The 20,960-nt window shown below is 36.3% G+C and carries 19 protein-coding genes and 1 pseudogene; all 20 read left to right on the top strand.

The features are described from left to right. Window positions 1-323, top strand: a 323-nt coding sequence (locus tag LKD48_RS14775) for a M48 metallopeptidase family protein (RefSeq protein ID WP_308732433.1), incomplete at its 5' end; no start/stop codon positions are given. Window positions 324-625: 302 nt separating this feature from the next. Beyond that, window positions 626-3,922 (top strand): type I restriction-modification system endonuclease, encoded by a 3,297-nt coding sequence (gene hsdR, locus LKD48_RS14770; protein WP_331466877.1) that lies wholly within the window; start codon window positions 626-628, stop codon window positions 3,920-3,922. Continuing rightward, window positions 3,919-5,340 carry a class I SAM-dependent DNA methyltransferase gene (locus tag LKD48_RS14765; RefSeq protein ID WP_308732432.1) on the top strand — a complete coding sequence of 474 codons (1,422 nt, stop codon included), beginning with the start codon at window positions 3,919-3,921 and terminating at the stop codon, window positions 5,338-5,340. Before hsdR ends, LKD48_RS14765 begins: the two co-directional genes overlap by 4 nt. A 6-nt stretch (window positions 5,341-5,346) precedes the next feature. Further along, the gene (locus LKD48_RS14760) at window positions 5,347-6,681 is read left to right on the top strand and encodes a restriction endonuclease subunit S (protein WP_308732431.1); all 1,335 of its coding nucleotides are present in this window, start codon (window positions 5,347-5,349) and stop codon (window positions 6,679-6,681) included. 198 nt (window positions 6,682-6,879) lie between these two features. Then, window positions 6,880-8,295: an Eco57I restriction-modification methylase domain-containing protein gene (locus LKD48_RS14755; protein WP_308732430.1), complete on the top strand. Its 1,416-nt coding sequence runs from the start codon at window positions 6,880-6,882 to the stop codon at window positions 8,293-8,295. 4 nt (window positions 8,296-8,299) lie between these two features. Next, window positions 8,300-10,441, top strand: a complete 2,142-nt coding sequence (locus LKD48_RS14750; protein ID WP_308732429.1) for a sensor histidine kinase — start codon at window positions 8,300-8,302, stop codon at window positions 10,439-10,441. After that, window positions 10,442-11,041, top strand: a complete 600-nt coding sequence (locus LKD48_RS14745; protein WP_308732428.1) for a hypothetical protein — start codon at window positions 10,442-10,444, stop codon at window positions 11,039-11,041. Then, window positions 11,034-11,678: an HNH endonuclease gene (locus tag LKD48_RS14740; RefSeq protein WP_308732427.1), complete on the top strand. Its 645-nt coding sequence runs from the start codon at window positions 11,034-11,036 to the stop codon at window positions 11,676-11,678. The genes LKD48_RS14745 and LKD48_RS14740 overlap by 8 nt, the downstream gene beginning before the upstream one ends. A gap of 310 nt (window positions 11,679-11,988) precedes the next feature. Then, window positions 11,989-12,327 (top strand): (deoxy)nucleoside triphosphate pyrophosphohydrolase, encoded by a 339-nt coding sequence (locus tag LKD48_RS14735; protein WP_308732434.1) that lies wholly within the window; start codon window positions 11,989-11,991, stop codon window positions 12,325-12,327. A gap of 73 nt (window positions 12,328-12,400) precedes the next feature. Continuing rightward, window positions 12,401-12,970: a DNA-3-methyladenine glycosylase I gene (locus tag LKD48_RS14730; RefSeq protein WP_308732426.1), complete on the top strand. Its 570-nt coding sequence runs from the start codon at window positions 12,401-12,403 to the stop codon at window positions 12,968-12,970. Continuing rightward, entirely contained in the window at window positions 12,967-13,461 is a 495-nt protein-coding gene (locus LKD48_RS14725; protein ID WP_308732425.1) for a PucR family transcriptional regulator, read from the top strand. The genes LKD48_RS14730 and LKD48_RS14725 overlap by 4 nt, the downstream gene beginning before the upstream one ends. Window positions 13,462-13,466: 5 nt before the next feature. After that, window positions 13,467-13,970: a DUF1003 domain-containing protein gene (locus LKD48_RS14720; RefSeq protein ID WP_308732424.1), complete on the top strand. Its 504-nt coding sequence runs from the start codon at window positions 13,467-13,469 to the stop codon at window positions 13,968-13,970. A gap of 65 nt (window positions 13,971-14,035) precedes the next feature. Beyond that, a complete protein-coding gene (locus LKD48_RS14715) occupies window positions 14,036-15,328 on the top strand; it encodes a right-handed parallel beta-helix repeat-containing protein (protein ID WP_308732423.1) in 1,293 nt (430 codons plus the stop codon). Between the two features lie 29 nt (window positions 15,329-15,357). Next, window positions 15,358-15,957, top strand: a complete 600-nt coding sequence (locus LKD48_RS14710) for a histidine phosphatase family protein (protein WP_308732422.1) — start codon at window positions 15,358-15,360, stop codon at window positions 15,955-15,957. Window positions 15,958-15,986: 29 nt separating this feature from the next. Then, on the top strand, window positions 15,987-16,814 hold the full coding sequence (locus LKD48_RS14705) for a coiled-coil domain-containing protein (protein ID WP_227102484.1): 828 nt from the start codon (window positions 15,987-15,989) through the stop codon (window positions 16,812-16,814). Then, window positions 16,807-17,205: an HIRAN domain-containing protein gene (locus LKD48_RS14700; RefSeq protein ID WP_308732421.1), complete on the top strand. Its 399-nt coding sequence runs from the start codon at window positions 16,807-16,809 to the stop codon at window positions 17,203-17,205. Before LKD48_RS14705 ends, LKD48_RS14700 begins: the two co-directional genes overlap by 8 nt. A 210-nt stretch (window positions 17,206-17,415) precedes the next feature. Continuing rightward, window positions 17,416-19,122: an adenine deaminase gene (gene ade / locus LKD48_RS14695; RefSeq protein ID WP_308732420.1), complete on the top strand. Its 1,707-nt coding sequence runs from the start codon at window positions 17,416-17,418 to the stop codon at window positions 19,120-19,122. A 58-nt stretch (window positions 19,123-19,180) separates the two neighbouring features. Further along, a complete protein-coding gene (locus LKD48_RS14690) occupies window positions 19,181-19,783 on the top strand; it encodes a class I SAM-dependent methyltransferase (RefSeq protein ID WP_227102022.1) in 603 nt (200 codons plus the stop codon). 81 nt (window positions 19,784-19,864) lie between these two features. Beyond that, entirely contained in the window at window positions 19,865-20,509 is a 645-nt protein-coding gene (locus LKD48_RS14685; protein ID WP_227102023.1) for an L-2-amino-thiazoline-4-carboxylic acid hydrolase, read from the top strand. A gap of 128 nt (window positions 20,510-20,637) precedes the next feature. Continuing rightward, window positions 20,638-20,787: pseudogene (locus LKD48_RS14680) on the top strand (SDR family oxidoreductase); the annotation flags it as partial. Between the last annotated feature and the right edge of the window lie 173 nt (window positions 20,788-20,960).

The raw sequence follows: 20,960 nt of genomic DNA, 5'->3' as shown, positions 1-20,960 counted from the left end.
TTAAAGATTTAGAAAAATATTTCTTGGCTTCATCCCAGGGGCAAGCCCCTGGGTTTTCGCCTAAAAATTTTATAACAATTCGCAATCAAAAGACAAGATGGGGGAGCTGCAGCAGCAAAGGAAATCTTAATTTTAATTGCTTGCTAATGCTGACACCGCCAGAAGTGATTGACTATGTTGTCGTGCATGAGCTGTGTCATCGAAAAGAAATGAATCATTCAGGGGCATTCTGGGCAGAGGTAGAGAAGGTGATTCCTAGTTATAAGGAGCAGGTCAAGTGGCTGAAAGAGAATGGAGGAAAGATAATAGGGAGGATGAAATAAATAGGGAAGGCAATATAAGAAAGTGAGAAGCGGCAGCTGCGAGAGCAGGGGCCGCTTTTCCATTTCCTTTTAAAACGAAATGAACGAAAGAACAAACTAAAACAAGTCGAAATTCGACAAAATTCCTCTTTTGAATAATCAAATTATATTGCAAATTCAATTTTAAAATTGTATAATTGACATTAACAGTGATTTTAGAGAAAGATGAGGTGTATCTTACTAAAATTATATACAAAAGTATCGGAAGAGTCTTTTGTGTGAAAAATTGAAAACGTGATTGTAATGGTACGATAGGAAGGAAAATGTGTACGATAGGAGGAAGCAGTAAGGTGTATTCAAATTTTGACTTTTTAAAAGAAAAATTTCCAGTTCTGGCAAATTTTGGAGAACTTGCCGAGAAATATTTATATAGTGATTCAAATTCCTGCTTGTTGAAATTAGGAATGATAGGGGAAACTATTGTTAATTTGATTTTTATCTATGACAGGATTGATTTGCCTGTTGATAATACCTCTGCAAATCGTATTCATACATTATATCGTGAAGGTGTAGTTACGTCTGATTTGGCAGATATTCTTCATGGTCTTAGAAAAATCAGAAATAAGGCTGTTCATGAAAATTATGCATCAGTTGAAGATGGAAAAATTTTTATTCAGATGGCGTATAGTTTGACAGAATGGTTTATGCAAACGTATGGTGATTGGAATTATCAGAACAAACCGTTTGAAATGCCAGATAAAAATGTTCGATTAGAAATTGTCGATAAAGAAAAAGAACAAACCGAAGAAGAAAAGTTGATCGCAGAGGCATCCAAGGTTGCAGCAATGGCTCTGAGTGTTAAAAAAGAAGAACGTAAAAGCCAAGCAGGAAAAGCAATGCGGCAGAGGGTAAAATCAGAGGCAGAGACCAGATATCTTATTGACGAACAGTTACGTAAAGTTGGATGGGAAGTAGATACGCAAAAGCTGCGTTACTCAAAAGGAACTCGTCCAGAAAAGGGAAGAAATATTGCGATAGCCGAATGGCCGACAGATTCTACTGTTGGCAAAAAAGGATTTGCAGATTATGCGTTATTTATTGATAAACGGCTTGTTGCCATAATTGAGGCGAAAGCAATTCATAAGGATATTCCATCAGTAATCGATTATCAATGCAAAGATTATTCCAGAAATGTACGTGCTGAAGATGAAAAGTATCAAATTGGTATGTGGAGGAATTATAAGGTGCCATTTGTCTTTGCAACAAATGGAAGACCTTATCTGGAGCAATATGATACGAAAAGTGGTGTGTGGTTTCTTGACTTAAGAAAGTCTGATAATGCCCCAAAAGCATTGAAAGGGTGGATGAGTCCTACTGGTATGTTAGAACTGCTTGAACGGGATATTGCAGCAAAAGATCAAGCATTACAAGATATGCCATATGATTTACTGCGCGATAAAGACGGCCTGAATCTTCGAGACTATCAGTTAAAAGCAATTCAGGCAGCTGAACATGCAATTTTGAATGGGCAACAGAATATTTTGTTGGCGATGGCTACGGGTACGGGTAAAACACGCACAATCCTTGGGATGATTTATCGTTTCTTGAAAACAGGTCGGTTTCGCAGAATTTTGTTTCTGGTAGATCGTACATCGCTTGGTAAACAAGCAACAGATGTATTCGAGGAAGTAAAGCTAGAAGAACTAATGACACTTGATGATATTTATAATATTAAAGGTCTGGAAGACAAGGTGATTGATAAGGAAACAAAACTGCAAGTGGCTACGGTGCAGAGCATGGTAAAACGTATTCTTTATAATGAAGGAGATACGATGCCTGCGGTTACAGATTTTGATTTGGTTATCATTGATGAAGCGCATCGTGGCTATATTTTAGACAAGGAAATGGGAGAGGACGAACTTCTTTATCGTGATCAGATTGATTATCAGAGCAAATATCGTTCTGTTGTGGAGTACTTTGATGCAATAAAAATTGCATTGACGGCAACTCCTGCTTTGCAAACAACAGAGATTTTTGGACAGCCTGTATATAAATATACATATAGGGAAGCAGTTATTGAAGGCTACCTTGTAGATCATGATGCACCGCATCAATTAACAACAAAGCTAAGCAAAGAAGGAATTCATTATAAAAAAGGTGATATAGTCACAAGATATGATTCCATAACAGGGGAGATCACAAATTCAGAGCTATTGGACGATGAACTCGATTTTGACGTAGATAAATTTAACCGTCAGGTAATTACGGAACCGTTTAACAAAGCTGTACTTGCCGAGATTGCTCGCGACATTGATCCTGAAACGCCTGAGGTGCAAGGAAAGACATTGATTTATGCAGTTGATGACCAACATGCAGATCTTATTGTAAAAATTTTAAAAGAAATCTATACAGAGACAGGTGTGGATAATGATGCCATTATGAAAATAACAGGCAGCGTTGGTGGTGGTAATAAGAAAAAGATTGAGGAGGCCATTCAACGATTTAAAAATGAGCGATATCCAAGTATTGTCGTTACGGTAGATTTGTTGACAACCGGTATTGATGTGCCAGAAATTACAACGCTTGTATTTATGCGGCGTGTAAAATCAAGAATTTTATTTGAACAGATGCTTGGACGAGCTACAAGACTTTGTCCTGAAATTCATAAGACGCATTTTGAAATTTATGATCCTGTAGGTGTATATGATTCATTAGATGAAATCAATACAATGAAACCTGTTGTTGTAAATCCAACAGCAACTTTTACACAATTACTAGAAGGTTTGGAAGTGTTGACAGATGAAAAAGAGGTGCAGAATCAGATTAATCAAATTATTGCAAAGTTGCAGCGCAGAAAGCAAAATATGAGCAGCAAAGCAATGGAGCATTTTATTAGTCTGTCTGGTGGATACAAACCGACACAGTTTATTGCCAATATCCAGAGTTGCGATAGCCCTTCAGAAGCAAAGAAACAACTGCTTGCTTGTGGAGAGCTGTTTAAAATGCTGGATCAGTTAAAACCAAACGGTGGTCGGTCTGTTGTTATCTCAAAGCATGAAGATGAATTGTTGGAACATACAAGAGGCTATGGCAATGGAAGTAAGCCAGAAGATTATTTGGATGCCTTTGCTGCGTATGTAAAGACAAAAATGGATGAGATTGCAGCACTCAATATTGTTTGTACCAGACCAAAAGAATTGACACGCGATAGCTTAAAATCGCTGCGCCTTACATTAGATAGAGAAGGTTTTACGACGCAGCAGTTAAATACAGCGATTTCTCAAATGACCAATCAGGAGATTACGGCGGACATTATTAGCTTAATTCGTAGATATGCGATTGGATCTGCACTGATTTCGCATGAGGCTAGAATCAAAAGAGCAATTGATAAGCTTAAAAAAGCACACAATTTCTCCAAACAGGAATTGAACTGGATTGCCAGAATGGAAAAATATCTGATGGAGGAATCGGTACTGAATGTTACTGTGTTTGATGAAGATGGACGATTCAAATCACAGGGAGGATTCAATAAAATTAATAAAGTATTTGGAAATAAATTAGAAAACATCGTATTTGAATTGAATGAGTATTTATACGATGATGGAGGAAGAACAGCATGACAACCCAAGAAATTGTTTCAAAGCTCTGGAATCTTTGTAATGTATTAAGAGATGATGGTATTACCTATCATCAGTATGTTACCGAGCTTACCTATATTTTATTCCTGAAAATGGCAAAGGAAACTGGTGCAGAAAGCCAGATTCCAGAATACTATCGTTGGGATAAATTGATGGAGAAGAGTGGTATTGAATTAAAGAAATTTTATGAAGAGCTATTGAAGCATCTGGGCGAAAAATGCACAGGACGCGTCCGTGAAATTTATCAGGGTGCAGCAACAAACATTGAAGAACCAAAGAATCTTGAAAAAATCATTACGACAATTGATGGTTTGGATTGGTTTTCGGCTCGTGAAGAAGGCTTAGGAAATCTTTATGAGGGATTACTGGAAAAGAATGCAAATGAGAAAAAATCTGGAGCAGGCCAGTATTTTACCCCTCGTGTGCTGATTGAGGTAATGACACGTTTGATAAAACCACAGCCGGGGGAGCGCTGCAATGATCCTGCTTGTGGAACATTCGGTTTTATGATTGCAGCCAATCAGTATGTGAGAGCGCAAACCGATGATTTCTTTGATTTGGATGCAGACACCGCAGCATTTGAGCGAAAAGAGGCATTTTCTGGTGTAGAATTGGTACATGACACACATCGTCTTGCATTAATGAATGCAATGTTACACGATATTGATGGAGAAATTATCCTGGGCGATACATTATCCAACATTGGTAAGAGCATGAAAGGATACGATGTCGTATTGACGAATCCGCCATTTGGAACAAAAAAAGGTGGTGAGCGTGCAACTCGTGATGATTTTACCTTTCCTACCAGTAATAAGCAGTTAAATTTCTTACAGCATATTTATCGCAGCTTAAAGGCAGATGGAAAAGCGCGTGCAGCAGTTGTTCTGCCAGATAATGTTCTTTTTGCAGATGGTGAAGGTGAGAAGATTCGTGTTGACTTGATGGACAAGTGCAATTTACATACCATTCTTCGCTTGCCAACTGGAATTTTCTATGCGCAGGGTGTAAAGACAAATGTATTATTCTTTACTCGTGAAAAGACGGATAAGGGAAATACAAAAGAAGTTTGGTTTTATGATTTGCGTACCAACATGCCTTCCTTTGGAAAGACCAACCCATTAAAGAAAGAACATTTTGCAGACTTTGAGGCAGCATATGAAGCAAAAGACCGTCATGCAGTTGAGGACGAAAGATGGAGTGTTTTCACCCGCGAGCAGATTGCAGAGAAAGGAAATAGCCTTGATCTCGGTTTAATTCGTGATGATTCAATCGTAGATTACGAGGATTTACCGGATCCAATTGAAAGTGGTGAGGAAGCAATTGCACAGTTAGAGGAAGCAGTTGATTTGCTGATGAGCGTAGTGAAAGAATTGAAAGCGTTGGAAAGCTCGGAGGTGTAAGAAAAGATGGCAAAAGATAAAAAGGCAGCAAAAGAGCTGACAATAGAAGAAAAGTTAGCTCAGGCACTTGTGCCGGTGGAGGAGCAGCCGTATAAGATACCGAAGAATTGGTGCTGGACATATATGGGTATAGTTGCTCAATGGGGATCGGGAGGAACTCCATCGCGTAAAAAGCCAGAATATTACGAAGGGAGAATTCCGTGGGTAAAAACAGGTGAATTAAATAATGAATACATATATGATACGGAAGAAAAAATAACGAATGAAGCTGTAGCCAATTCAAGCGCAAAACTATTTCCTGTTAATACAGTAGTAATTGCAATGTATGGAGCAACAATTGGCAAGGTGGGTATTCTTGGTATAGAAGCAGCTACTAATCAAGCTTGTGCATGTGGAGTTTGCTCAAATGGATTAAATTATAAGTATTTATTTTACTATGCATATTTTCAAAAAAATGTTTTTATTAGAATGGCAAAGGGAGGTGCACAACCGAATATTTCACAAGATATTATTAAAAATTATCCAATTCCAATACCGCCCTTGGATGAGCAGATACGTACTATTAATTGTATTGAAAGTATTTTTTCAAAGTTAGACGAAGCTAAGGAAAAGGCACAAGCAGTTGTGGATGGTTTTGAATTGCGTAAGTCTGCAATTTTATATAAGGCGTTTACAGGTGAGTTGACAAAGCAATGGAGAGAGGAACATGGTTTAACTTTGGAAAGCTGGAAGAACACAAAGCTAGGAGATACAATACGATTATTATCGGGGCAGGATTTTAAACCTGAACAATATAATAATAAAAATGATGGAGTACCGTATATTACAGGTGCTAGTAACTTTGATGAAACTCATGTAGTAATTAATCGGTGGACACCTGTTCCGTCAGTGATTGCAAAAAAAGGTGACATTTTATTAGTTTGTAAGGGATCGGGATATGGAAAAACTATTATTGCAGATTTTGACAAAGCGCATATTGCTCGTCAAATAATGGCAATAAGAACAAATGATAACATTATTAATGAGTATTTGCTATTTTATTTTCGAACACAATATGAATATTTTAGAAATAATGGTCAAGGATTGATACCTGGAATTTCAAGAAAAGTTGTTTTGGAAATGCAAGTAAGAATACCAACTAAAAATGAACAAGTATATATGGTGGAACAAGTAAAGAGTATTTTTAATAAAGAGATTTTAGCAAGAGAAGCTGCGAAAAAAGTTATTGATCAGATTGGTATCATAAAACAAGCAGTACTCGCTCGTGCATTTCATGGTGAATTAGGAACTAATGATCTAACAGAAGAAGCTGCAATAGAACTGTTGAAGTTGGTATTATAAAAAATGTGAGAATGGAGTTTTTTGTCTTTTCAGAGGATTGGGAAAATATGTTTGTATTCGTTTATGAACAGTTAAATATAAATACATAATTACTCATGAAAAATACAAAAATAGCACATGAAAAGAATTGCATTCATTGTCCATAATATGGTATAGTATTATACTAAATTAGCATAATTATTAATTTGAGAGGTCATCATGAAATCTATTTTAGATATAGAAAATAATAAAGAAAAATGTCAAAAATTTACTCCGCTGAATATCGTGGAAAACATGTTGGATATAGCTGGATATACTACGGATTTGGTGGGTAAAAAGGTGCTTGAAAATTCTTTTGGATCTGGGAATATATTAAAAGGTATTGTAAGAAGGTATATTCAAGATGCTATTAGCCAAGGAATTTCATCTGAAGATATATCTATAGGTGTTAAAAATGATATCTATGGAATTGAATTGGATAAAAAATTATATAATGAGTGTATAAATGAATTAGATGAAATTATAGAGGAATATAGATTACCTAAAGTCGAGTGGTCATTATATAATGAAGATGCTTTGGAGTGGTGTAGCCCAGTTAAATTTCAATTCATAATTGGAAACCCTCCGTATATTGCATATCGATATATAGATGAAGATAATAGAGTAAAATTAAAGAAAAAGTATACTACTTGTTTTAAAGGAAAATTTGATTATTGCTATGCATTTATTGAAAGTGCAACTCAAATGTTAGCTGATAATGGTAAGTTAGTTCAATTAGTACCGAGTAATATATATAAAAATGTTTTTGCAGATAATCTTAGAAAACTGCTATTAACAAGGATAGTATCTGTATGGGAATATCCTAATAGAAAAATATTTGGACCTACGTTAACTTCAAGTAGTATTTTCCTGTTTGATAAAGCGTACATCAACAATAATATTGAATATAAAAATGTGACAGAAAATAGGAGTTTTCAGATTCCAAAAGACATTCTTAAGGGAAAATGGATTTTTAAAAATCAAATGGAAGAAAAAAAGGGGTTCATTAAGTTTGATGACCGTTTTCATGCTTCAATAGCAGTTGCGACACAGTTAAACAAAGCATTTGTGATGGTGAAAGATAATACAATAGAGAAAGATATTTTGAAAAATGCAGTTGCACCTAAAACTTTAAGGCATGAAAAAAAGGAATTTATAATATTTCCATATTATTATGATACTAATGGAAATTTAAAAACTTATACAGAGAAAGAATTTGAAAATAAATTTCCGTTAGCTTTTTCTCATTTGTCAGAATATAAAGATCAGTTATTAAAAAGAGATGCTGATCCTAAGGCAAAATGGTTTGAATATGGACGTTCACAAGCTTTGGCACATTTGAATCAAAAAAAATTATTAGTATCTACGGTTATAACTAATAAGGTGGAAGTTTATGAATTAGATGCAAATACGATACCATACTCTGGCATTTATATTACGGTGAGAGACAAGCAATATAATTTAAATGATGCAAAAAAGGTATTACTAAGTAGTGAATTTATGGAATATGTGAAAACTTTGGGAATTAGTGTAAGTGGTAAATCTAAAAGAATTACATGCAAGGATATTAATAACTATAAATTTAAGGAGGAATAAAAATATGGAACAATTGCAGTACATTATTGAAGATAAAACCATAGCCTATTTACTAGGAACAAATAATTTTACAAATGATGAATCTGCAGTTTTGGAATTGGTAAAAAACGCGTATGATGCAAAGGCATTTACTGTTACTTTAAGTTTTTTTAAGGAAACACTTGTCATTGAAGATGATGGTATGGGAATGAACACATCTGATATACGGGATAAATGGATGCATGTAGGAAAGAGCGAGAAAGAATATGATGTTGTAGATGCGAGAAATAAGATAAGGATTTTATCGGGGTCAAAGGGAATAGGAAGATTTGCTTTGGCACGATTGGGAGAAAAAATTGAGCTATACTCAAAAAAAAGGGGATATACAGGAATAATTTGGGAAACAGACTGGAATTATTCGTCATTAACTGAAAAAGAAGAAATACAGGAATCAGGAACTAAAATTGTAATTTCTAAGTTACGTGAAAAATGGGGAAAAAAGAAAGTACAGGATTTAGTTCTTTTTCTGTCTAAAACATATAATGATACAGCAATGCGGATAACAATAAATCATCCCGAAATTACTTGTGATATACAGAAATATTTTCCAGAACCTCAACTTGGAAGAAACTGTTTAAGTACAATTGAATTGATCTATGATAGTAGCAGTAAAAAATTATCGACAACTGTATTATCAGATGAATTTTTAGATGAAGCAAAGAAATATTGTGAAGGATTAAATATAAAACAGGCATATGTTGAAAGTAATTTGCTGGATGAAATAGAAGCTTCGGAGTATGATTTGACGAAAGAAGGATTGCAATTATGTTTGGAAAATTTGGGGGATTTTTCTGCTCAATTTTATTTTAGTATTAAACCCACAACAATTGATGTTGAGAAATTTATGTATAAATATGCAAAATTGCCAGAAGCACTACCTGGTGGGGTAATTTTGTATAGAAATGCGTTTAGTATTTCTTCATATGAAGGCAAAAAGGATTGGTTAGGCTTTGGTAAAAGGTCAAGAAAATCGCCAGCAGCGGCATCACATCCAACAGGAGCGTGGCGTGTACGTGAAAATCAAATGGCTGGAAAAGTTGAAATTGATAAAAAAAATAATTCTTTTTTGGTTGACTTATCCAATAGACAGGGACTGGAAGAAAATATTTATTATCAACTTTTAATTAAAATAATTCATGTTGGAGTAAGTGAGTTTGAAAGATATCGTCAAAATATTGTTAGATCCATAAATGTAAAGAATGAGTTTGAAAAAGAAAGAGCAGATACGCCTGTTTTTGATAAGGTAGTAGAAAATCCCAAATTGATTTCTACGTTATCGGAACAAGAAGCAAAGCAATTAGTAAATGAAATGAAGTCTTTTCATAAAGAAAGCAAAGAAGCAATAAAAGATAAGGAAGATACAGAAGAACGTTATAAATACGATGTTCGAATTTTAAATGTACTTGCTACTGTTGGGTTGAAAGCTTCTTCCATTGCCCATGAAATGAGAAATGATAGAAATTCAATTGCAAGCAATACTGAATGTATAATTGAAGCATTGAAGGAGTATGGTATGTGGGATGAGCTCAACTCTCCTGATAAAACTAAAAAAGCATATAATAATGTGCCATATCTTTTGAAGTCTAATAATGAAGTAAGTATGAAAATTATTGCTTTTATGAATGCTATGCTTTCAGAGATTGAAAAGAAACAATTTGAACCGAAGTGGCAAAGTATTGCTGATATTTTGAAACGTATTAAACATTCTTGGGAATCAGATTATGCATGGGTTGTGATAAATGTGAATATGGGAGAAGATGTGATTTATTTTATTTCAGAAGACGTTTTACAGGTTATTGCCGATAATTTGATTTTAAATAGTATTCAACAAAATGAAGAAAGTAATCATTTGGAAATTAATATAGACGTAAAACAAATTGGTGAAGTGCTTTCGTTTGTCTATAAAGATAATGGAAGAGGATTAGATAAAAAATACATTAATGCCCCAAGAAAGATATTAGAAGTACATGAAACAACACGAAGAAATGGACATGGTTTAGGTATGTGGATTGTAAATAATACAGCTATTATGTCTGGTGGTAGTGTTGAAAAAATAAGTGGAGAACAGGGATTTACAATAGAATTTACAATTGGAGGAGCAATTTAAATGGAACAAATAAAAATTCTTTATATTGATGATAAACCAGATACTGATTTGGATAAGTATTTAGATAAATACTATAAAAATGAGAACTATAGTATTGAATACGATTTGATTCAGTTTAATCCAAACGATGGATATGAGTCTTTGCTGCAAGATACCAGAGTACAAACGGCTAATGTTATACTTATTGATTCGTGGTTATTTCAAAATAAAACTGCTGTGTCCGGTAAGTTTACTGGTGAAGAATTTAAAATGGTATTGCAAAAGTTTTATCCATATATTGAAGTGATAATCATAACACAGAATGAAAAAGATTCAGATATAGATATGATAGAAAAATATGACTTGAGCAATAAAAGCAAAACAGCACAGGAATATTATGCAGATGAGATACCTCAATATATCAATAAAGCAATTGATCATATACATCAATTAAGAATTATAGCTTTAAAAATTAGTCAAAATGATAGTTGGGAAAAACTTTTAAAAGAAAAGGTACTAGATACATTAAATGGTACTAACAAATATGATTCATTAACTAAGGATGATATTGATGAGTTAGTAAGTGCTTTTAAATTAATACAGGAGGAGATTAATGGTTGATGATTATAGAAATACGGTTTATTGCCAACCATATTCTAATATTGGTGATAAAAAGAAAAAACTTGTCGAAAAAATACGAAAGAAACATCCGCATGCAAAAGATATGCATGCAATAATATATTCTAATAAGGATATTTATAAAGATGAGTTTATGAAAATATATAATCATAAATGTGCATATTGTGGAGTGTCAAGTGAAGTGATTACTAGGAGTGACTTTGAAATTGATCATTATATTTATGAAAAATCAAAAAAATTCGCAACAAAAGCGGATGCTGGATATATAGAAAATTTGGTATTAGCTTGCCATGACTGTAATCATGATAAAAGTTCATTTGAATTTCCTGATGAAAAGTATAAGGATTTCTATCCTGATGAAAAGGAAATTGCAAAAACATTTATTAGGGATGATAAATTTTATATAAAAATATCTGAAGAGAAAAAAGATGACGCGATAACTAATGAGTTTTATAAAAAACTGAATCTTGGATCAGAGCTGCATAGAATTGATTATTTATTAATGAATATGATTGGATTACAAGAAACGATGAAAGATAAAACAAAAACATGTTCGGAACTAGGAGAAGCGATACAAAAGTTACATACGAAGCGCAATGTGATGTGTAAAAATGTATGAGGATGAAACTGCTATAATCAGGATTAGCGTTTATTTATCGCGCACGAGATGAGTTACTTTTGCAAGAAAAAATGATTTATGATGAAAAAGAACATAGTGAGTATCGCGGGCAAAATAACGCTGACAAAACAATCGCCGAGATGTATAAAAGCGATGAATATGCGGATAAAAAGGATTTGCAGTAAAGAAGTAAGGCCATAAGGAAATAAAACCGGAAAATCCATTTCCAAAAGGGAGACACAAAAATATGGAACCAACAAATACAAAGATAATACGAGTAGTAGCAGCTGTCATTCGCCAGAATTGAAAGATATTTGCCACGCAGCGCGGTTACGGTGAATGGAAAGATGGATGGGAATTCCCTGGTGGAAAGATAGAAACCGGGGAAACACCCGAGGCAGCATTAAAAAGAGAAATACAGGAAGAACTTGATACTGAGATATCGGTGAAGGAACGCATTGATACGATTGAATACGATTATCCGAATTTCCATTTGTCAATGGATTGCTTTTGGTGTGAAATCGTAAGCGGCAAACTTGAGCTAAAAGAACACGAAGCGGCAAGGTGGCTGACGAAGGAATCTCTTGATAGTGTGGATTGGCTTTCAGCGGATAAAGCATTGATAGAGAAAATCAGGTTGATGCTTTGATAAGAGTCTCTATAGTAGCTGTTTTATAATAGTCATAATAGCAAATAATGAGAGAGGACATATAGTAGTATATATGGAAAGAGAAAAAAATAGATGTCGCGCGTGGTATGAGGGCGATCCGATATTGGAGGAATATCACGACAATGAGTGGTGCAAAGTAAATCATGATGACAATTTTCAGTTTGAGATGCTTTGTCTTGAAGGAGCAAGTGTAGGTTTATCGTGGAAAACAATTTTGCATAAGAGAGCAAATTATCGTGCTGCATTCCATGATTTTCAAATCGATGCATGCAGTGAAATGACAGATGAGGAACTTGAGAATCTTATGCTGGATTCAGGAATCATACGCAATCGCAGTAAGATATTCAGTGTGCGCAAGAATGCACAGGCAGTAAAAAAAATTCAAGCTCAATACGGATCATTTGACGCATACTTGTGGCATTTTACTGGGAATAATGTCATAGATGGTCATTGGAAGACGGTAGAGCAGATACCGACAGTTTCAGATGTGTCTCGTAAGATGGCTCTTGACATGAAGAAAAAAGGAATTGCTTTTGTAGGCCCTGTGATTACATATTCATTCTTACAATCCATAGGGATGGTAAATGATCATCTGGAAGATTGCAAATACAGAGATCGTTGATAGGACAGGAAATTGTAGAAAAACAGTATGTGGCAGTTGGAAAGGCAAGCACATTTGTTTCATTGAGGCCAAAGGGAACAATAATGGTAGATGGTTCAACTTCAATAGCACCGCTTATGGAGGTAATAAATGTTTGTACGGTAGCGCAGCTGCGCACGTCACTTTTACTGAAAAGTTTAGAGGGACGCAGCGATTTAATTGCAAAGGAAATTCATAGACTGGCTGCCTACGATAAAGAAAAAGATACGCAATATTGTGAAACACTTTATCGTTACCTGACATGTTGTCGTTCGCTGAAGAAAACTTGCGATGCACTTTTTGCTCATCGCAATACTGTGCTTTATAGAATACGCAGGATACGAGATGATTTTAATATTCCATTGGATGATCCTGCAGTACATGCAGATTTACTTTTGGGAAGTTCGCTGCTTTTATTTGAAGAAAAGGGACCAGATTTTTTTATTAATATAAAAAATAATAGAGAGGAATAGTTACTATGAAGGAAAACAGAAAGTTGTTAAAAGAAGTACTTAAGGACATACGTCATGATATGACTGATGAAGAAGTGTTGAATTTATTGGCAGACAGTAAGATTTCTGTTAGCCCTGAAAGTGGAAAAGAAAAATATACGTTGGGACAGCGAGCAGCGGATACCATTGCAAAATTTGCTGGAAGCTGGGCGTTTATATTTTCTTTTACAGGTGTGCTTATTCTGTGGATGATTGTTAATACTGTTTTGGCATCAAAGGCATTTGACCCATACCCATTTATTTTATTAAACCTGGTGCTTTCATGCGTGGCAGCAATTCAGGCACCGCTTATAATGATGAGCCAAAATCGACAGGAGGAAAAGGATCGCCGCAGAGCTGAAAATGACTACAAGGTCAATCTAAAAACTGAGATTATGATTGAGGATTTGTACGATAAGGTCAATGCTATTCTTGAAAAACAGTCAGCATTGGAAAAAGAATTGCAAGCTAAGGACAAGAAACATTTATAGAAGTGAATGGAATACCTGAATTCAAACATACTGCGAAAGCAGAGAAAAGAAAGAGGAGAAGAAATATGGGAAGAATATTTTACCTGGATGCTGTGAATGGAAATGATGAAAACAGTGGAATTGCACCGGATGCAGCGCTGAAAAGTCTTGAAGCTGCGAATCAGATTTTATTTGGGGCTGGAGATAAGTTGCTTTTAAAATGTGGTTGTGAGTGGAAAGGAATGCTTTGCCCACACGGGGATGGAGATCGTTTTCAATTTGCACAGATTGGAACATATGGGGATGGAGAAGCACCGTTAATTGATGGAAATGGTGCATATGCAGCGATATTACTGGATGGAGTGAGCTATTGGAAAGTAAAGGGACTTCGTATTTGTAATCATAGCAGCGAAAGATGTGTGCGTCAGGGAATTTGCATTAGTGCAAAGTCAGAGGGAATTACAGCAGGAATCGAAATTTCTGATTGCGAAATCTTTGAAGTAGATGGTGAAAATCGACGGGCAATGCCAGTATACCAGAGCATGTATTGGAATGGGGCTGTGTATGTTACCTTTCCAGGTCGTACATCAGCTCAAGATCATCTTCATGACATTATTATCAGCAATAACTACATTCACGATGTCAGAACAAGTGGTATACGTGTAAATCAGCAGGAAGATTTTATAAATGATATTCATCATACACATGTAGTTGTGCGTGGAAATAGGATTGAACGAACTGGATCAGATGGAATTATTGTGGCAAATTGTATTTCTCCATTGATTGACAGTAATATATGTTTTGATGCAGGAGCACTCGGTACACTTGAAGATACCCAGCTGATTGCCGGTATCTGGGTTTGCGCGACACGGGATGCGCTTATTCAGCGAAATGAAGTGGCACGAACCAGAATGTTTGAAAATGATGGAACAGCGTTTGATACAGACTGGGGAACTGCGGGTACGACAGTTTTTCAGTATAACTATTCTCATGACAATGAAGGGGGATTTTGGCTGGACTGCATGAAGCTGAATCACAATAGAGACTGTGAAAAGACCATTCTGCGCTACAATATCAGTATGAGAGATGGAAGAGGCATTGCCGTATATGATCAGGGCATTTTAACGGAATGGTATGGAAATTTATTTTTCCATGAAAAGCCAATCCAGATTTGCAGTTTTGATGAAGGTGAAAATTTCTATTTTGACCATAATGTTTTCTGCATTCCACAAGAGACGGACTGGCAGAAAGCACATTATGAAGAAAATATTGTAAATGACAGTCAGTGGTTGGAATTAATACAATATGAAACACAGAATCCTAACTGGAGAGATCACGTGACGGAGAAACTTTGCAAATTTGTTGGCGTAACAAGATGAACCACTGACCATAGGAAGGAAAAATAGTTATGATTTTGTACATTATTCGACATGGTGAGACAGAGTGGAATAAGATGGGAAAAATGCAAGGAAAAACGGATATCAGTCTTTCGGAGGATGGAAGAAAACTTGCACAAAAAACGGCAGATGGATTGAAAAACATAAAGTTTGATTATATTTTCTCCAGTCCATTAGAGCGTGCTTATGAGACAGCATGCATTATCAAAGGAGACCGAGATATAGAAATCGTGAAAGATGAACGATTGATAGAGATTGGTTTTGGACTATACGAAGGAACCGTAGTAGAAGAACGAAAAGGAAGCATTGCGTATTTCTTTGATGATCCAGAGAATTATGTAGCAGAGAAAAATGCAGAATCGTATGAGTCATTATTGACTAGAACAAAAGAATTTTTGGAAGATGTACTTTTTCCAATCGAAGAAAAAGAGCCAGATGCAACGATTTTGATATCTGGTCATGGTGCATTGAACAAAGCACTTTTTCTGCATTTGCTTCATAAACAGTTAAAGGATTTCTGGAGTGGTGTATATCAGGGAAATTGTGCGGTAAATAAGTTTAAAATTAAAAACGGAAATGTGCGCTTAATCGAGGAGGCAAAATACTACTGATCGACTGAAAGAGAATGGCTTTGTGGGGAATGGAGCAAATAGAAATGGCAGATGACATAATTATATTTCCAGAGTTCGATAAGATAAAAAACGAAATTGAAAGACTTCGTATCGAACTGTCAATGCTTTTATTGGAACGCGACGAACTTCAATTTGTGATTTGCAGGAATATAGAAGCAAAATATACGTTAGAATTTGGAAGTATTGAATATCGGGCGTATGAAGCGCAGTGTACAGCACTGCGTTTGAAACGAAAAATTGAATTGATTCAGGCAAAAAGAAATCGGCAAGAACCGGTCAGTATTGTAGCAATAGAAGAAATACTTGATCAGGAATTTGCCTCATATCAAAAGCAGCTTGATGAACGAATCAGTAAAATGAATGAGGCGTTACAATGGAAGGAATCGGATGCTTTGTCAGAATCGGATAGCAAGGAATTGAAAATGCTATATCGTAAGTTGGTTAAAATCCTACATTCTGATATGAATCCAGAGAGAACAGACGCTCAAAGAGAATTGTTTGAGCATGCAGTAACAGCCTATAAAAATGGAGATTTGGCAACATTAAGGATGATTGATGCAATGGTGGGAAGCGAAACACTTGTAAAACAGTCGGGTGATACAATTGAGCAGCTTAACGAGGAAAAAAGACGTCTACAGAATTTATTGAAAAAAATACAGGAAAGTATTGCTCAGATAAAAACAAGATATCCATATACAATGAAGGAAATTTTGGAGGATGAGGAGAAAACAGAGCAGCTGCGTCAGCAATATGAGGAGATTTTGGGCCAATATGAAGAACGTATTTTATTCTACAGAATAAAAATTGAGGAAATGATGGGGAAATCGCATGAATAACTTGATTGAATTAGGGGGAGATGGACTGCTTGCGTTATTCCATGGAAAGAACGGAGAGTCTTTGATTCCAAAGCCGTTTGAGAGAGACATTTTTCTTTTAGATACTCATGTGGCAGGAACAACTCATATTGAGGGAATTGATGAACTGGAGCCTTATTTAAAAAGTGGTGACAGATTGAATCTTTTTCGAGAGCCAGATAATCCATATGATGAGTTTGCAATTCTTATTAAAACAATGGGGGGAGTAAAGATTGGATATATACCTCAAAAAGATAATATCATATTTGCACGTTTGATGGACGCAGGAAAGCTTCTTTTTGGAAAAATTACGGAAAAAGAAAAGAAGGGAAATTGGCTGCGAATTAAGATTCAAGTTTTTATGCATGAATAATGTGTGGTGTATTTGATAGTCACTAGGATCAGGGAAAACGATTTTTTATCTGACCATAGTGGCTATTTTGTTGCTACGTTTTCGCTAAAAACGAAAAACAAAACGAAATTTAAATTGATTAATTTCGCTTTATATGAAATTTCTGCTATCAAATTGCGTTGACAAACTGTTTTTTAGGCGATATGCTTAGAAAAAAGCAAAGGAGATTTTATGGAGTATACTCAGTATAAGAAACTTGCCAATGTAACGCTCGGAAAACAGAAAGCAGATTTAGTTTTAAAGAATTTAAAGTTAGTGGACGTGTTTACTGGTGAAATTGTAGAATCAAATGTGGCAGTCAAAGATGGTTTGATTGCCGGTGTGTCGAGAAGCTATCGTGGGAAAAAGGAGATTGATCTGGGTGGTCGGTATCTGGCTCCGGGCTACATTGATGCACATCTGCACTTAGAGTCCACGATGGTGACACCAAATGAACTCGTTTGCACGGCTGCAAAGCATGGAACGACGACGTTTATTGTCGACCCGCACGAGGCAGCAAATGTGAGCGGCGCGGCTGGCATTGATTATATTTTGAATCAGACAGAAAAATCACCGGCAAACGTCTATGTAATGATGCCATCTTGTGTGCCATCGACGAGTGTGGATGACAATGGATGTGTATTTTCCGCAAACGACATGTATCCGTATGTGAGAAGCCCAAGAGTGTTGGGCTTAGGAGAGGTAATGGATGATCCGGCTGTTATTCATGCAGAGGAGAGCATGTTTGTAAAGATGAATCTCTTTGAGAACAGAACAATTGACGGACATGCACCGTATTTGCCAAACAAGGAGCTAAGTGCGTATAAGATGGCTGGCGTGGATACCGACCATGAAGCGACAACCTTTGAATATGCATTGGAGGAGGTGCGCAGGGGACTGCATGTACACATCCGTGAAGGAAGTGCGGCACATAATCTGAAGGATATCGTAGAGGGAATTGTACGAACTGGAATTGACACGGAATATTTTTCTTTCTGCACAGATGACAAACATATTGAAGATATTTTAAGAGATGGTCACATTGACTATAGCGTAAAAATGGCGGTAAAGATTGGACTTGATCCGATTCGTGCTATTAAAATGGCAACGATCAATACTGCAAAGTGTTATGGATTAAAGCATTTGGGTGCAATTTCACCGGGATTTCAGGCGGATTTTGTGGTACTTGATAATTTGACAGATTTAAATGTGACAGACGTATTTTATAAAGGAAAACGATTGAACGAGGATGCACCGATTCGTGTGCGTCCTTGCAGCCACGTGTTAAAGCATACCGTTCATCTGGATAAAGTCAAGGCAGAGCGATTTCTTTTGCCAATTTCAAAGAAAAAGACGCATGTGATTGAAATTCATGCAGGACAGATCACGACGACCGATTTGACGATTTCACTTCCTCCTACATTAAACTTTGAACCATTTGGCGGATATTCAAAAATTGCAGCGGTTGAGCGGCATCACAATACAGGTAAGATCGGCGTTGCCGTGGCAAAAGGGTATGGAATCAGAAATGGCGCGGTGGCATCATCCGTGTCACATGACTCGCACAATATTATTGTAATCGGAGATAATGATGTGGATATGGCGATTGCAGTCAATGAGATTATACGAACCCAGGGTGGTTATACAGTGGTGGAAAATGGAAAGGTATATGAGACATTAGCGCTGCCGATTATGGGCTTGATGAGCGATGCTGGCTTTGAAAATGTGAATGAAGCATTGCAGCGAATGATTCAAAAAGCGCATCAAATGGGTGTTGCCTCTCAGATTGATCCATTTGTAACACTTTCATTTCTGGCACTTCCAGTAATTCCAGAGCTTCGGATTACACCGAGAGGAATTTGTAAGATGACAGCAAAAGGCCCCGCTATTTTATCGTAAGCTGAGCAGAACGAATATCCCAATGGAACAGAACCGGTAACGGAAAGGAGCATCATATATGAATAAAAAAATATGGGATTTGTATGCACCGATTTATGAGAAGGCAATGCGTATGGATCAGAAATATTATGCGTATATGTATAAGCGCATTTCAAGACGAGTAGTGGATAAAGAAGTGTTGGAAATTGCAACTGGTCCGGGACTTTTGGCGAAGCATGTAGCGCAGGTATCGAAGCGAATGATCGCGACGGATTACTCAGAAGGGATGATTTGCGAGGCATTAAAGGGAAACTATCCCAAACAGCTGAAATTTGAAGTGGCAGATGCGACGTGTCTGCCGTATGAGAACAACTCATTTGATGTGGTCATAATTGCCAATGCGCTCCATGTGATGCCAGAACCGCAAAAGGCGCTGAAAGAAATTGATCGTGTGCTCAAAGATGGAGGCTTGCTGATTGCACCGAATTTTGTGGGACATAAGAAGGGTGTTATCAGCCGCATTTGGTCAGGAATTTTGAAAATTGCAGGAATTCGCTTTGAACATCAATGGACATCAGAGGAATATCTTCGATGGTTGGAATTTCATGGTTGGCGTGTGCGGTTTTCAAAAGAGTTGGGAGCGCGCATTCCGCTTGTGTATACAGAATGTGTACGGAAGTAATATGTGAAAGTAATATGTATATGTATAGATAATAATAAGCATAAAGAATGTGTGAACGCATAGGAAAGGAGAACAAAAATTATGATGGAATATACCAACAAATATTGGAACATGCTTATGCCGTTTATCAAAAAGAGCTTAAATAAGCGCTATGGAAAAGCATATACGAAAGCGTTGATTCCAAAAGCAGATGCAGAATATCGAGATATGTTAAATCGCTCAGATGATATTGGAAGGGACAATCCGATGGCGTCCAACACATATGAATGTCTGGTCTTCTTGGCAATATGGAAAGCTGCTGATGGAAAAATTTCAGTAGAAGATCTGCGTGCGATTTCAAAAGATGTGCTGTCCGCTCCGATCATGAAGGTAATGGGCATTTTGATCAATGCCAATAAGGCGAGCGGTATAAAACGAATTCAAAAAATGATGGAAAGAGATGCAAAGTGGCTGGACGAGCATCCGCAGTATAAAAAATATTCGTGGGATTTTCATTTCGATGAAAAGAAACACAAGGATGGCTTCTACTATTATTTTACACAGTGTCCATTGAATACATTTGCAAGAAGAGAGGGCTATCTGGAGGTATTGCCGGTTATGTGCGATATTGACCATATAACAGCTTCCCTGATGCATGCAAAATTAAATAGAAAATACACATTGGCAAGCGGCGGAAAGGTTTGTGATTATTGGTTTGTCGGTGATAAGATGAAAAATCCAAAATAAAAATTAAAGTAAAATGAAGTAAGGCAAAAGAAAGTGAAACAAAGTAAGTAAAATAAGGTAAAGTAAGGTAAACGTTCAATATGATTAAGGAATATGGGATCAAAGATTGGAATTCATTTATTCAGACGATTAATGGTTTGACATGGTCTCTTGCAAGAGAACTTGGACCAAGCAATATCCGTGTAAATGCAGTTGCACCTGGTATCACAAAAACTGATATGGTTGCTGCTTTACCAGAGCAGGTGATTGCACCACTGATTAAGATGATTCCGCTTAAATTATTTTAGCCGCTGGGATAGCCCTGGCGGCTAATTTTGTTTGACAAAAATGAAAATATAGTACATTGAATAAATTCGATTTCTGGAATATACTTAGTAAACGCTCAATAGTGGGTATACCCACTTCAAATAGCCGCTCCTGAGAGCGGCTTACAGTTCATTTTATTTTCGAC

This window comes from Anthropogastromicrobium aceti (assembly GCF_020687335.1).
In the GTDB taxonomy this organism is placed as follows: domain Bacteria; phylum Bacillota; class Clostridia; order Lachnospirales; family Lachnospiraceae; genus Anthropogastromicrobium; species Anthropogastromicrobium aceti.
Note: the sequence above shows the minus strand (reverse complement) of the source record. Positions and strands in the feature narration are given on the sequence as shown.